9 protein-coding genes are annotated in these 13603 nt (G+C 63.4%); 5 read left to right on the plus strand and 4 right to left on the minus strand.

Going from position 1 to position 13603, the window contains the following annotated elements; translation table 11 throughout:
* Window positions 1–94: 94 nt before the first annotated feature.
* Together HU748_RS16610 and uvrD are read right to left on the minus strand one after the other, a co-directional pair.
* Window positions 95–946: a TIM44-like domain-containing protein gene (locus HU748_RS16610; RefSeq protein WP_186721158.1), complete on the minus strand. Its 852-nt coding sequence runs from the start codon at window positions 944–946 to the stop codon at window positions 95–97.
* 165 nt (window positions 947–1111) lie between these two features.
* A complete protein-coding gene (uvrD, locus tag HU748_RS16615) occupies window positions 1112–3295 on the minus strand; it encodes a DNA helicase II (protein WP_186670132.1) in 2184 nt (727 codons plus the stop codon).
* Window positions 3296–3437: 142 nt separating this feature from the next.
* Between uvrD and HU748_RS16620 the strand changes: the two genes are divergently transcribed.
* A complete protein-coding gene (locus HU748_RS16620) occupies window positions 3438–6302 on the plus strand; it encodes an EAL domain-containing protein (RefSeq protein ID WP_238343382.1) in 2865 nt (954 codons plus the stop codon).
* A gap of 37 nt (window positions 6303–6339) precedes the next feature.
* Here the strand turns inward: HU748_RS16620 and zwf are convergent, their stop codons facing one another.
* Window positions 6340–7782 carry a glucose-6-phosphate dehydrogenase gene (gene zwf / locus HU748_RS16625; RefSeq protein WP_186721160.1) on the minus strand — a complete coding sequence of 481 codons (1443 nt, stop codon included), beginning with the start codon at window positions 7780–7782 and terminating at the stop codon, window positions 6340–6342.
* A gap of 104 nt (window positions 7783–7886) precedes the next feature.
* Between zwf and hexR the strand changes: the two genes are divergently transcribed.
* Both hexR and HU748_RS26475 read left to right on the plus strand, forming a co-directional pair.
* Entirely contained in the window at window positions 7887–8753 is an 867-nt protein-coding gene (gene hexR, locus HU748_RS16630) for a transcriptional regulator HexR (protein ID WP_003253273.1), read from the plus strand.
* A gap of 157 nt (window positions 8754–8910) precedes the next feature.
* The gene (locus HU748_RS26475; RefSeq protein WP_238343383.1) at window positions 8911–9129 is read left to right on the plus strand and encodes a hypothetical protein; all 219 of its coding nucleotides are present in this window, start codon (window positions 8911–8913) and stop codon (window positions 9127–9129) included.
* On the opposite strand, the gene HU748_RS16635 is transcribed toward HU748_RS26475, so the two are convergent.
* Entirely contained in the window at window positions 9071–10033 is a 963-nt protein-coding gene (locus HU748_RS16635) for a LysR family transcriptional regulator (protein ID WP_186710112.1), read from the minus strand. The genes HU748_RS26475 and HU748_RS16635 overlap by 59 nt on opposite strands.
* Before the next feature lie 189 nt (window positions 10034–10222).
* Between HU748_RS16635 and HU748_RS16640 the strand changes: the two genes are divergently transcribed.
* Both HU748_RS16640 and oadA read left to right on the plus strand, forming a co-directional pair.
* Window positions 10223–11638 carry an acetyl-CoA carboxylase biotin carboxylase subunit gene (locus HU748_RS16640; protein WP_054892975.1) on the plus strand — a complete coding sequence of 472 codons (1416 nt, stop codon included), beginning with the start codon at window positions 10223–10225 and terminating at the stop codon, window positions 11636–11638.
* An 11-nt stretch (window positions 11639–11649) separates the two neighbouring features.
* On the plus strand, window positions 11650–13458 hold the full coding sequence (oadA, locus tag HU748_RS16645) for a sodium-extruding oxaloacetate decarboxylase subunit alpha (protein WP_186670126.1): 1809 nt from the start codon (window positions 11650–11652) through the stop codon (window positions 13456–13458).
* Window positions 13459–13603 lie beyond the last annotated feature (145 nt).

The raw sequence follows: 13603 nt of genomic DNA on the forward strand, positions 1-13603 counted from the left end.
ATGACAACGCTGCGCGTTATACCCTAGTAGCCCAGTATGGCAAAAGCAAAAACCCCGGGACAGGCCCGGGGTTTTTCTGTGAAGCGCGTCAGAATCAGCCGTTCTGGCGGATACCGGCGAGCATCCAGGGCTGGTTCTCGCCCTGTGCACGCTCCATGTGCCAGCTTTCGCTGAACGCCTCGCCCTGATCGAAGCGCGAGTTCTTCGATACGCCACGGAAGGTCAGGGTAGCGATGGTCTTGTCGGCACGGTCGTCGACGCCTTCCAGTTGCACATCGAGGTCGTCGATGTAGGTGGACTGGAAGCCATCACCTTGCTCGGCACGCTCACGCTTGAGGAACTCGAGCATTTGCGGGGTGACGAACTCGGCGATCTTGTCCATCTCGTTCGCATCCCAGTGCTGTTGCAGCGTCTGGAAGTGGTTGCGGGCAGCGGCCAGGAAGCTCTGCTCGTTGAACCAGGCCGGGGCGTTGATGACCGGCGCAGCGGCGACAGGTGCGGCCGAACCACCGAAGATCGATTGCGCAGGCTGTTGCGGCATTTCACGCTGGTAAGGGGCGTGACCGGCGGCTGCGGCAGCTTGCGGCTGCTGCTGGCGACGGCGCGCAGCGATGAAGCGGAAGACCAGGAAGGCGATCAGGCCCATGATCAGGAAGTCGAGGATCTGCATGCCCTGGAAGCCATCGCCCATGAACATGGAGGCGAGCAGGCCACCGGCGGCGAGGCCGGCCAGTGGGCCCAGCCAGCGCGAAGCACCGCTGGCAGCGGCCGGAGCGCGGCCTGGAGCGGTCGGCGCGGCGGCAGGCGTGGTAGGGGAGGCCTGGCGGGTCTGGTGCATAGGCGCAGCGCCCGAGCTCTTGCCGCCGCCGAAGCGCTTGGCGTTGGCGTCGAGGCTCAGCGTCAGGCCGACGCAGAGCGCCAGTGCGATGCTAAGAAAACGTTGCATAAGATGGGATTTCCCGTTTTGTGGATTGCACGCGCGTCATGGTGCACATGATCTAGGAGACATGGCTAGCGCAAGAATGTTTCGAGCTTTTGCCTGAGCGTGTAGGCAGCGTCTGAATTTGGCGTCTGAAAGAGCATCGCGGGACGAGTCACGAGCGACTCGTCCTCAGAGCGCTTCCAGCTTGGCATACCCCAGCATCAGCCACTTGCTGCCTTCGTCGAAGTTCACCTGCACGCGTGCCTGTGCCCCGGACCCTTCGAAGTTGAGGATGACCCCTTCACCGAACACCGAGTGTTGCACGCGTTGGCCCAGGCTGAAGGCGGTCTGCGGGATGCTGGCGTTGGCGAACAGGCTGCTGGCCTGGGTCTGCGCACCGCCGAAAGGACGGCTGACCGAATTGGACAAGCGCACTTCCTGAACCAGGCCTGCCGGGATTTCCCGTACGAAACGCGACACCTTGTTGTACGTCTCGCTGCCATAGAGGCGCCGGGTCTCGGCGTAGGTCATGATCAGCTGGCGCATCGCGCGGGTGATCCCGACATAGGCCAGGCGGCGCTCCTCTTCAAGACGACCAGGCTCTTCCAGGCTCATCTTGTGCGGGAAAAGGCCTTCTTCCATGCCGACCAGGAACACGTAGGGGAATTCCAGGCCCTTGGCGCTGTGCAGGGTCATCAGCTGCACACTGTCTTCGTGCTCGTCTGCCTGGGCGTCGCCGGCTTCCAGCGAGGCGTGGCCGAGGAATGCCGACAGCGGCGAAAGGTCGGCGTCTTCTTCACTGGATTCGAAGTTGCGCGCAGCGCTGACCAGTTCCTCAAGGTTCTCTACCCGGGCCTGGCCTTTTTCACCCTTTTCTTCCTGGTGGTAGATGATCAGCCCGGACTGCTCGATGACGGTCTGGGTCATGGTGTGCAGCGGCATCTCCGTGACCTTGGTCGCAAGGTTCTCCATCAACTCGATGAAGCCGCCCAGGGCGCTGGCAGCACGGCCTTTGAGCGCTTTGGCGGCGAGCAGCTGGCACATCGCATCCCACATCGACAGCTGGCTGTGGCGGGCATGTTCGCGGATGGCTTCGACCGTCTTCTCGCCGATGCCGCGCGGCGGCACGTTGATCACCCGCTCGAGTGCAGCATCGTTGCCGCGGCCTTCGAGCAGACGCAGGTAGGCCATGGCGTTCTTGATTTCGGCGCGTTCGAAGAAGCGCTGGCCACCATAGATGCGGTAGGGGATGCGCTCACGCAGCAGGGCTTCTTCGAGCACTCGCGACTGGGCGTTGGAGCGATAGAGGATGGCGATGTCGCTGCGCGAATTGCCGTCCTTGATGATGCGCTCGATGCTTTCGACTACGTAGCGTGCTTCGTCGTGCTCGTTGTATGCCGCGTACAGGGTGAGGGGTTCGCCTTCGCCCAGGTCGGTCCACAGCTCCTTGCCCAGGCGCCCGCTGTTATTGGCGATCAGGGCGTTGGCAGCCTTGAGGATGCCACTGGTGGAGCGGTAGTTCTGCTCCAGGCGGATCAACTCGGCGTCGGGGAAGTCGGCGGTGTATTGATGGATGTTCTCGATCTTCGCGCCGCGCCAGCCATAGATCGACTGGTCGTCGTCGCCCACCGCCATCAGGCTTTCGCCACCGCCGGCCAGCAGGCGCAGCCAGGCGTACTGCACGGCGTTGGTGTCCTGGAATTCGTCCACCAGCAGGTGGCGGAAGCGGCGCTGATAGTGCTCGAGCAGGCCGGGGTGGTCGCGCCACAGGTCGAGGGCGCGCAGCAGCAGTTCGGAGAAGTCGATGACCCCGGCGCGCTCGCAGGCCTGTTCGTAGGCTTCGTAGATGCCGCGCATGGTGGCCAGGAACAGGTCGCCGCTGGCCTGGATGTGCTGCGGGCGCAGGCCTTCGTCTTTTTGCCCGTTGATGAACCACTGGGCCTGGCGTGCCGGCCAGCGCTGCTCATCCAGGCCCATCTCGCGGATGACACGCTTGATCAGCCGCTGCTGATCGTCGCCGTCGAGGATCTGGAAATTCTGCGCCAGGCGCGCTTCCTGCCAGTGGGCGCGCAGCAGGCGGTGGGCCAGGCCGTGGAAGGTGCCGACCCACATGCCAGCCGGGTTGATGCCCAGCAACTGTTCGATACGGTGACGCATCTCCGCGGCGGCCTTGTTGGTGAAGGTCACCGACAGAATCGAATGCGGCGAGGCCTGCTCGACCTGGATCAGCCAGGCGATGCGGTGCACCAGCACGCGGGTCTTGCCGGAGCCGGCGCCAGCGAGCACCAGTTGACGCCCACGCGGGGCTGCTACGGCCTGGCGTTGGGCATCGTTGAGGGAGTTGAGCAGTAGGGAGAGGTCATCAGTGTGCATCCGGCCATTCTAGGTTGGCGCGGGGGCTGCGGGCAAATGCTCGGGCATTTGTGAAATCATGACATACAGCAGTTTGGCCTGGCCTTGCGCTTGTGTATGCTCCGTGCACGTTCGCGGCTGACCATTATAAGAACACTGCCATATGACCCAGAATTGCATGGTGATCGACGCATCACCCGAATCGACAAGGAGCGTTCGCAGGCAATTCGCAACCCAGCTCTCCATCGAGCGGACCCGCCTGCTTTACCAGGGCTCGTTGCTGCCCACCCTGTTCATGTTGCTCAACGGCCTGCTTTGCGCCTGGCTGCTGTGGAGTCCTGCCCGCTACCTGCTGGTCGGCGTGTGGATGGTCTGGTTGCTGGCGCTGGTGGCCTTGCGGGTGATCCAGGTGGCGGCTTTCGATGCGGCCACGCCGGCGCGCCAGGCCAAGCCGACCTGGTGGCGGATGTTCCTGGGTGGGTCGGCCTTCAGTGGCCTGACGCTTGCCTGTGCTGCACTCGCGCTGGTGCCGGTGGACAGTTTCGTCCAGCAGGCCTGGGTATTCGGCCTGCTGGGCGCAGCGGCGCTGTCGGCGAGCGTCGCCTATGCGGTCAGCCTGCCGGCCTTTCTCAGCTTCGTGTTACCCGGCCTGTTGCCGCCGATCGGATTTCTGTTCTTCTATCAGGACGGATTGCAGCGCGGCTGGGGCTGGCTTGGCCTGATCCTGCTCGGCGCCCTGATGGTAGTGGCCTGGCAGGTCAATCGTCTGATCGAGCGCGGTCTGCTCCGACGCTTCCAGAACCAGGCACTGATCGAGCATCTGCAGGGTGCGCAACGCCATGGCGAGCAACTGAACCAGGCCCTGAGTGCAGAGATCCGCCACCGTCGTCATGCCGAAGAGCAATTGCGCCAGGCTCAGGCCGGCCTTGAGCTGCGGGTGAACGAGCGAAGCCGTGAGCTGGCGCTTGCCACCCAGGCCCTGGGCGCCAGCGAGCAGCGCCTGGCCCTGGCGCTGGAGGCCAGCGAGCTGGGGCTTTGGGACTGGGACCTGCAAACCGACGAAGTCCATCACACTCAGTTGCATGCCTTGTTCGGCCTGGAGCCTGGACAAGTGCGCTCGGTGCTTGCCGACCTCAAGCCGCGCCTGCATCCAGACGATCTGCCGCTGCTGCGGCGCACACTGGTCGAGCACCTCAAGGGCCGCAGCGGCGACTATCGCGTCGAATACCGGGTACGCCACACGCAAGGCCGCTGGTGCTGGATCGAGGATCGGGGGCGGGCGGTCGAGCGTGATGCCGACGGCAAGGTCCTGCGCATGCTGGGCACCCGCCGCGACATCACCGCACAGAAGGAGCAGGAAGAGCAGCAACGGCTGGCTGCCACCGTGTTCGAAGCGGCGAGTGAAGGCATCGCCATCCTCGATGCGCACTACCAGTTGCTGGCGGTCAACCAGCGGTTCTGCGATCTCACCGGTTACGGGCGCGAAGACCTGATCCTGCGTGACCTGCTGGAGCTGCCGTGCAGCCGCGACGCCCGCCGGCACAGCCAGTCGATTCTCCAGGCCCTTGAGCAGCAGGGGCGCTGGCAGGGCGAGCTGGTCGAGGCGCGCAGCAATGGCGAGCTTTACCCGCAATGGCTGCAGCTCAATGGCGTGCGCGATGGGCGGGGCAATATCAGCAATATCGTGGCGTTCTTCACGGACCTGTCGGCGCGCCGCGAGTCGGAGGAGCGCCTGCGCTACCTGGCCCACTACGATGACCTCACAGGCCTTGCCAACCGCGCACTGTTCCGCCTGCGCCTGCACGAGGCGGTGCAGCGTGTGCGCCTGAACGGCCGTAGCCTGGCGCTGCTGCATGTCGACCTGGACCGTTTCAAGCTGCTCAATGAAAGCCTGGGGCATGAGCTGGCCGACCAGTTACTGAAGAAAATGGCCCAGCGCCTGGCCAATGCGGTGCCGGAGGCCGACACCGTGGCGCGAATCTCCGGCGACGAGTTCGCCGTGCTGTTCGATGGCTACAGCAATCTTTCCAGCCTGGTGCGGGTCACCACACGGCTGCTCGACAAGCTGCGGGTGCCGCAGCGGGTGGGCGGTCATGAGGTGGTGATCAGTGCATCGGTGGGCATCAGTGTGTTGTCGGAGGCCACTTTCGACCTCAACGCCCTGGTCAGCCAGGCCGACATGGCCAAGCAGCATGCCAAGCACCTGGGGGGCGACAGTTTCCAGTTCTATACCGAAAGCCTGCGTGCCAGCACCCTGGAGCGCCTGCAACTGGAGAACGATCTGCGCAAGGCTCTCGACGAGAACCAGTTGCGAGTCTACTACCAGCCCAAGCTGTGCCTGCGTTCCGGCCGTCTGCATGCCGCCGAGGCGCTGGTGCGCTGGCAGCATCCGCAATGGGGCATGGTGCCGCCGGGCGAGTTCATCGGGCTGGCCGAAGAAACTGGGTTGATTGCGCCGATGGGTGAGTTCGTCCTGCGTCAGGCGTGCTGGCAGGCCTGCGAATGGCTGCGCCAGGGCAGAGAGATCCGTGTTTCGGTCAACCTGTCGGTCTACCAGTTGCGCCAGGGCAAGGTGGTCAGCCTGGTGCGCCAGGTGCTGCAGGAGACCGGGCTGGCACCGCACCTGCTGGAGCTGGAACTGACCGAGAGCCAGTTGCTCGACAATGTCGAGCACATCATCGCCACCTTCCAGCAACTGCACGCATTGGGCGTGAAGCTGGCGATCGATGATTTCGGGACCGGCTACTCATCGCTGAGTTACCTCAAGCGCTTTCCGGTGGACTACGTGAAGATCGACCAGGCGTTCATTCGGGGTCTGCAGGAGGGCAGCCAGGATGCCGCGATCATCCGGGCGATCATCGCCATGGCCAAGAGCCTGGGGCTGGAGGTGGTGGCAGAGGGCGTGGAAACCCAGGAGCAGCTGGCATTCCTGCGTGAACAGGGGTGCGACGAGGCTCAGGGTTACCTGATCAGTCGACCGATCGATGCCGCAGCGTTCAAGGCGTTGCTGGAGCGCTCGCGGGGATGACCTGCGCCCCGGCGGCAAGTGCCGGGGCAGGGGATGGTCAGAGGTGCCAGTGTCGGCCCTGATGCGCCAGGAGGCTGTTGGCCTGCTCTGGCCCATTGCTGCCTGCCGGATAGGTCCGCGGTGCCTGGAAGTGTTCTTCCCAGCCCTTGAGGATAGGGTCGATCCAGGCCCACGCGGCCTCCACTTCGTCACGGCGCATGAACAGTGTCGAGTCACCATCCAGTACATCCAGCAGCAGGCGCTCGTAGGCTTCCCAGCGGCGGGTCTGGGCGAAGGCCTGGGCCAGGTTCAGGTCCAGTTCGACTGGCGCCAGGCGCATGCCGCGGCCGGGGCTCTTGGTCATCATGCGCAGGCTGATGTGCTCGTCGGGCTGCAACTGGATCAGCAACTGGTTGACCTGGCCGCCCGCGAACAACTCGTGGGGCACCGGTTTGAACTGGATGACGATCTGCGACGAGCGCCGTGCCATGCGCTTGCCGGTGCGCAGGTAGAACGGCACGCCGGCCCAGCGCCAGTTCTCGATATGGGCCTGCACGGCGACGAAGGTTTCGGTGTCGCTGTCGTTGTCGACATCTTTCTCGAAGTAGTAGGCCGGCACTTCCTGGCCGCCGATCTTGCCGGCGCTGTACTGGCCGCGCACGGTCTTGTCCTGCACGTCCTGGCCGGTGATCGGGCGCAGCGCACGAAGGATCTTCACCTTCTCGTCGCGGACCGCCTCGGCCTCGAACTGCGCCGGCGGCTCCATCGCCACCAGGCAGAGCAGTTGCAGCAGATGGTTCTGCAGCATGTCGCGGGTAGCGCCGGCGCGCTCGTAGTAGGCGCCGCGGTTCTCGACCCCGAGGGTTTCGCAGACGCTGATCTGCACATGATCGACCTGGCTGTTGCGCCATACAGGCTCCAGCAAGGCATTGGCGAAGCGCAGGGCCATGAGGTTCTGCACTGTCTCCTTGCCCAGGTAGTGATCGATGCGAAAGACCTGGGACTCGTCGAATACCGCGCCGATGGCTTCGTTGATCGCCGTGGCCGACTCCAGCGAATGGCCGATGGGTTTCTCCAGCACGATGCGCGCTTCGTTGTCGGCAAGGCCGGCCAGGCGCAGGTTGTTGGCGATGGACACGAACAGGTTGGGGGCGGTGGCGAGGTAGAAGATTCGGGTCAGGCCACCGGGCTCGCCAAGGTAGCGGGCCAGGCGTCCGAAGTCGGCACCCTGGGAGGCGTCCATGGCGAAGTAGTCCAGGCGTGCCGAGAAGCGCTGCCAGACCTCCTCGTCGAAGTCGTTGCGGGCAATCTGCGCCCTGCAATGACGCTCGCTGAGCTTGAGGTAGTCGTTGCGCGGCAGGGGGCGGCGGGCCAGGGCGATGATCCGCACGGCGTTGTGCAGGCGACCCTCGCGGTAGAGCTGATAGAGCGCCGGCAGCAGCTTGTGCAGGGCCAGGTCGCCCGTGCCGCCGAAAACCAGAATGTCGCAAGGGATACTCAAGCCACCACTCTCCCATGTTCGTTTAGCTGGGCGGTCAGCCGGTCATGTAGTATAACTACAAGATAGCTACATCCCGGCCAGCCGATCATAACCGAGTCCAGCCTGTGAATCTGTTGCAACATATCGCTCAATCGCGCCACCTGCTGCGCAAATCGGAACTGAAAGTGGCCGACCACGTGCTGCTCGATCCGGCTGCCGTCATGCACAGCTCGATGGCCGATCTTGCCCACAGTGTTGGTATCAGCGAGCCGACCATCGTGCGTTTCTGCCGCGCCATCGGTTGTTCGGGCTTCCAGGACCTCAAGCTCAAGCTGGCGCAAAGCCTGGCGGCGGGCGCCAGCTTCGGCCAGTTCGCCATCCATGAAGACGACTCGGTCGCCGACTACAGCCTGAAGATTTTCGACACCACCTTGCACACGCTGATGGAAGTGCGCGAGCACCTCGACCCGCAGGCGCTGCAGCAGGCGGTGAGTGCCATGGCCCAGGCGCAGCGCGTGGAATTCTACGGCTTCGGGGCTTCCGGCGCGGTCGCCGCCGATGCCCAGCACAAGTTCTTCCGCCTGCTGCTCAGTGCCGCGGCCTATTCCGACCCGCACATGCAGGCGATGTCGGCGGTGACCCTCAAGCCGGGTGATGTCGCCGTGTGCATCTCGCAGTCGGGGCGCTCGAAGGATTTGCTGATCACCGCCAACCTGGTGCGTGAAAGCGGCGCCAACCTCATCACCCTGTGCCCCAGCCAGACGCCGCTGGCGGAACTGTCGACCGTCAACCTGGCGATCGACGTGCACGAAGACACCGAGATCTACACCCCGCTGACCTCGCGGATCGCCCACCTGGTGGTGATCGACGTGCTGGCCATGGGTGTGGCCATGGCGCGTGGGCCGAGCCTGGTCAACCACCTCAAGAGCGTCAAGCGCAGCTTGCGCAGCCTGCGTTTGTCGCCCAAGTCGATCAAGGCTACCGACGACTGATTGCACTGCTACCGCACCGGCCTCTGTGGGAGCGGGTTTACCCGCGAAAGGGCCGGTACGGGCAATGAAAATTCACGATTCTGTCACCATTTCTCAGCCAAACCGTAAAACCCCGAAGCCACCCTGAAACTCCCGCACTCGATCTGGGAGACAGGCAATGGCAAACGATCACTTCGGTTCGTACCAACCCAGCGCCAAAGCTCGCAAGCAGGCTGAAAAGGATCAGCGACGCATGGAATATCGTCGCGCGATCGAAAGCTACTGCGACCAGCGCCAACTCTTGCGCGATCTCGCCGACTACCCGGACCTGCAAGACATCACGGTGTGGCAGGTGGCGTCGGCAGCTTCCCAGAAAATCGCTCCACAAGCCCGCTGATCTTCGCACGTTCGCTGCGAATGAATGCCAGAAACGCCAAGGCCACCGGCGATTGCCGCTTGGCCTTGGACTGCACCACGCACCAGCTGCGGTACAGCGGCAGCTCCTCGACAGGCAACTCCCTGAGCATCCCGGTGGCCAGTTCCATGTTCACTGCATGGCGAGTCAGCAGGGCGATGCCCAAGCCTGCGATGACGCACTCGCGCTGGGCGTCGGCCGAGGCCACTTCCAGGGTCTGGGTGAAGTGCACGCGCTTGTCCTTGAAGTACTCCTCGCAGGCTTTGCGCGTGCCCGAGCCTTGTTCGCGGATGAGCAGGGTATGAGGCTCCAGGTCCTGCAGGCGCAAGCGTTCGAGCTTGCACAACGGGTGTTCCGGTGGCGCCACCGCGATGATCGGGTTATTCAGGAATGGCAGGAACTCCAGCCCCATGTCCTGCGGCACCATCGACATGATGATCAGGTCGTCGCGGTTGTCGGACAGGCGTCGAATCGCCTGGGCGCGATTGACCACCGTGAGGGTGAGGTTGACCTCCGGGTGTCGTTGCTTGAAGGCGGCGAACAGGTGTGGCACGAAGTACTTCGCACTGGATTCGATCGCCAGCTTCAATTGCCCCTGCAGTGAGCCCTGCATGTCCGACAGCTGCATGTCGAGGTTTTCCAGGCGCCCGAAGATGTCGCGGCTGGCACGTTGCAGTGCCTCGGCCGCTTCGGTCAGGTAGAGCTTTTTGCCGACGTACTCGAACAGCGGCTGGCCGACCAGCTCTTCGAGCTGGCGGATCTGTAGACTTACGGCGGGTTGCGTAAGCGCCATCTCTTCCGCTGCGCGGCTGTACGAGCGCAAATCACACACTTCGTTAAAGATCTGTAGCTGACGCAAAGTCATACGCATCAAGGACTTACGCATTTATCCCCAGGCTCCGGCAAAACCTTGTTACCTCACTATAAGCTTTTGCTAATACAGCCTCTAACAAATATTGATTTTTGTTTATCAACCGGTAGCGCTAGTTTGAATGTGCGACTGGCCAGCGACGTCTGGTCACGCGCCGACCGGTGTAACCGGATCGTCTGTTCCTACGGCTTTGGGAAGACTCCAGTGATAAAAAAAATCCTGATCGCCAACCGGGGTGAAATCGCAGTTCGGATCGTGCGTGCCTGCGCCGAAATGGGCATTCGCTCTGTCGCGATTTTTTCCGACGCCGACCGTCACGCCTTGCACGTCAAGCGCGCCGACGAGGCCTACAGCATTGGTGCCGAGCCTCTGGCCGGTTACCTGAACCCGCGCAAGCTGGTGAACCTTGCTGTGGAAACCGGCTGTGACGCCCTGCATCCGGGCTACGGTTTCCTGTCGGAAAACGCAGAACTTGCAGAAATCTGCGCCGAACGTGGCATCAAGTTCATCGGTCCTGCTGCCGAGGTCATTCGCCGCATGGGCGACAAGACCGAAGCGCGCCGCACCATGATCCAGGCCGGTGTCCCGGTGACCCCAGGAACCGAAGGCAACGTGGCCGACATCCACGAGGCCCTGAGCGAAGGCGAGCGCATCGGTTATCCGGTGATGCTCAAGGCCACCTCCGGTGGCGGCGGGCGTGGTATTCGCCGCTGCAACAGCCGCGAGGAGCTGGAACAGAACTTCCCCCGGGTGATTTCCGAAGCCACCAAGGCGTTCGGTTCCGCCGAGGTGTTTCTCGAGAAATGCATCGTCAATCCCAAACACATCGAGGCGCAGATTCTCGGTGACAGCTTCGGCAACGTGGTGCATCTGTTCGAGCGCGACTGCTCGATCCAGCGCCGCAACCAGAAGCTCATCGAAATCGCCCCGAGCCCGCAGCTGACCCCGGAACAGCGCGCCTACATCGGCGACCTGGCCGTACGCGCCGCCAAGGCGGTCAACTACGAGAACGCCGGTACCGTGGAGTTCCTGCTCGCCGATGGCGAGGTGTACTTCATGGAGATGAACACCCGGGTGCAGGTGGAACACACCATCACCGAGGAAATCACCGGCATCGATATCGTGCGTGAGCAGATTCGCATCGCCTCGGGCCTGCCGCTGTCGGTCAAACAGGAAGACATCCAGCATCGCGGCTACGCGTTGCAGTTCCGGATCAACGCCGAAGACCCGAAGAACAATTTCCTGCCCAGCTTCGGCAAGATCACCCGCTACTACGCCCCCGGGGGTCCGGGCGTACGTACCGACACGGCAATCTATACCGGCTACACCATTCCGCCGTTCTACGACTCCATGTGCCTGAAACTGGTGGTCTGGGCGCTGACCTGGGAAGAAGCCATGGACCGCGGCCTGCGAGCCCTGGATGACATGCGCCTGCAGGGGGTCAAGACCACCGCGGCGTACTACCAGGAAATCCTGCGCAACCCGGAATTCCGTAGCGGCCAGTTCAATACCAGCTTCGTGGAAAGCCATCCGGAACTGACCAACTACTCGATCAAGCGCAAACCCGAAGAGCTGGCCCTGGCCATCGCCGCCGCCATCGCCGCCCACGCAGGCCTGTGAGGAATTCAACAATGTCCAAGAAAATCCATGTAACCGACACGATCCTGCGCGACGCCCACCAGTCCCTGCTGGCCACCCGCATGCGCACCGAAGACATGCTGCCGATCTGCGAAAAGCTCGACAAGGTCGGCTACTGGTCGCTCGAAGTCTGGGGCGGTGCGACCTTCGACGCCTGCGTGCGCTTCCTCAAGGAAGACCCGTGGGAGCGCCTGCGCCAACTGCGTGCGGCACTGCCCAACACCCGTCTGCAGATGCTGCTGCGCGGCCAGAACCTGCTGGGCTACCGCCATTACAGCGATGATGTGGTCAAGGCTTTCGTGGCCAAGGCTGCGGTCAATGGTATCGACGTATTCCGCATCTTCGACGCCATGAACGATGTGCGTAACCTGCGCGTGGCCATCGAAGCGGTGAAGGCCGCCGGCAAGCACGCCCAGGGCACCATTGCCTACACCACCAGCCCCGTGCACACCATCGAGGCCTTCGTGAACCAGGCCAAGCAGATGGAAGCCATGGGTTGCGACTCGGTGGCGATCAAGGACATGGCCGGCCTGCTGACGCCATACGCCACAGGCGAGCTGGTCAAGGCGCTGAAGGCCGAGCAATCGCTGCCGGTGTTCATCCACTCCCACGACACCGCAGGCCTGGCCGCCATGTGCCAGCTCAAGGCGGTGGAAAACGGTGCCGACCACATCGACACCGCCATCTCCAGCTTCGCCTGGGGCACCAGCCACCCGGGCACCGAGTCGATGGTCGCCGCGCTCAAGGGCAGCGAGTTCGACACCGGGCTGGACCTGGAGCTGCTGCAGGAGATCGGCCTGTACTTCTACGCCGTGCGCAAGAAGTACCATCAGTTCGAGAGCGAGTTCACCGCCGTGGATACCCGCGTGCAGGTCAACCAGGTGCCGGGCGGGATGATTTCCAACCTGGCCAACCAGCTCAAGGAGCAGGGCGCCCTCAACCGCATGAACGAAGTGCTGGCGGAGATCCCGCGGGTACGTGAAGACCTCGGCTTCCCGCCGCTGGTGACCCCGACTTCGCAGATCGTCGGCACCCAGGCGTTCTTCAACGTACTGGCCGGTGAGCGCTACAAGACCATCACCAACGAGGTGAAGCTGTACCTGCAGGGCGGCTACGGCAAGGCGCCAGGTGTGGTCGACGAGAAGCTGCGCCGCCAGGCGATCGGCAGCGAAGAAGTCATCGATGTGCGTCCGGCCGACCTGCTCAAGCCGGAGATGGCCAAGCTGCGTGCCGAGATCGGCAGCCTGGCGCACAGCGAGGAAGACGTGCTGACCTTCGCCATGTTCCCGGACATCGGGCGCAAGTTCCTCGAAGAGCGTGAAGCCGGAACCCTCAAGCCCGAAGCCCTGCTGCCGATCCCGGAAGCCGGCGCTGCAACCTCCGTAGGCGGCGAGGGAGTACCGACCGAGTTCGTCATCGACGTGCACGGCGAGACCTACCGCGTCGACATCACCGGCGTGGGCGTCAAGGCCGAAGGCAAGCGTCACTTCTACCTGTCCATCGACGGCATGCCGGAAGAAGTGGTGTTCGAGCCGCTCAACGATTTCGTCGGCGGTGGCAGCAGCAAGCGCAAGCAGGCCAGTGCGCCAGGTCACGTCAGCACCACCATGCCGGGCAACATCGTCGATGTGCTGGTCAAGGAGGGCGATGTGGTGAAGGCGGGGCAAGCGGTGCTGATCACCGAGGCGATGAAGATGGAGACCGAAGTCCAGGCGGCCATCGCCGGCAAGGTCGTTGCCATTCATGTGGCCAAGGGCGACCGGGTAACCCCTGGCGAGATCCTGATCGAGATCGAAGGCTGAGCGACAGCCTTCGACTGACAAGCGGTTTACCTCATGGGGAGCGGTTGCTCCCCTTTTTTTGTGTTGGGTTTCAGGGCCCAATCGCGGGGCAAGCCCGCTCCCACAGGTACCCCGCTGTTTTCATGGGCAGCGGGGTACCTGTGGG

Source organism: Pseudomonas sp. RW3S2, assembly GCF_014268955.1.
In the GTDB taxonomy this organism is placed as follows: Bacteria; Pseudomonadota; Gammaproteobacteria; order Pseudomonadales; family Pseudomonadaceae; genus Aquipseudomonas; species Aquipseudomonas wayambapalatensis.

What these genes read in the sequence shown, in the direction of transcription:
- HU748_RS16610 (WP_186721158.1), bottom strand. Translation starts at nt 946, where the DNA reads ATGCAACGTTTTCTTAGCATCGCACTGGCGCTCTGCGTCGGCCTGACG.
- uvrD (WP_186670132.1), bottom strand. Translation starts at nt 3,295, where the DNA reads ATGCACACTGATGACCTCTCCCTACTGCTCAACTCCCTCAACGATGCC.
- HU748_RS16620 (WP_238343382.1), top strand. Translation starts at nt 3,438, where the DNA reads ATGACCCAGAATTGCATGGTGATCGACGCATCACCCGAATCGACAAGG.
- HU748_RS26475 (WP_238343383.1), top strand. Translation starts at nt 8,911, where the DNA reads ATGGCAAACGATCACTTCGGTTCGTACCAACCCAGCGCCAAAGCTCGC.
- HU748_RS16635 (WP_186710112.1), bottom strand. Translation starts at nt 10,033, where the DNA reads ATGCGTAAGTCCTTGATGCGTATGACTTTGCGTCAGCTACAGATCTTT.
- oadA (WP_186670126.1), top strand. Translation starts at nt 11,650, where the DNA reads ATGTCCAAGAAAATCCATGTAACCGACACGATCCTGCGCGACGCCCAC.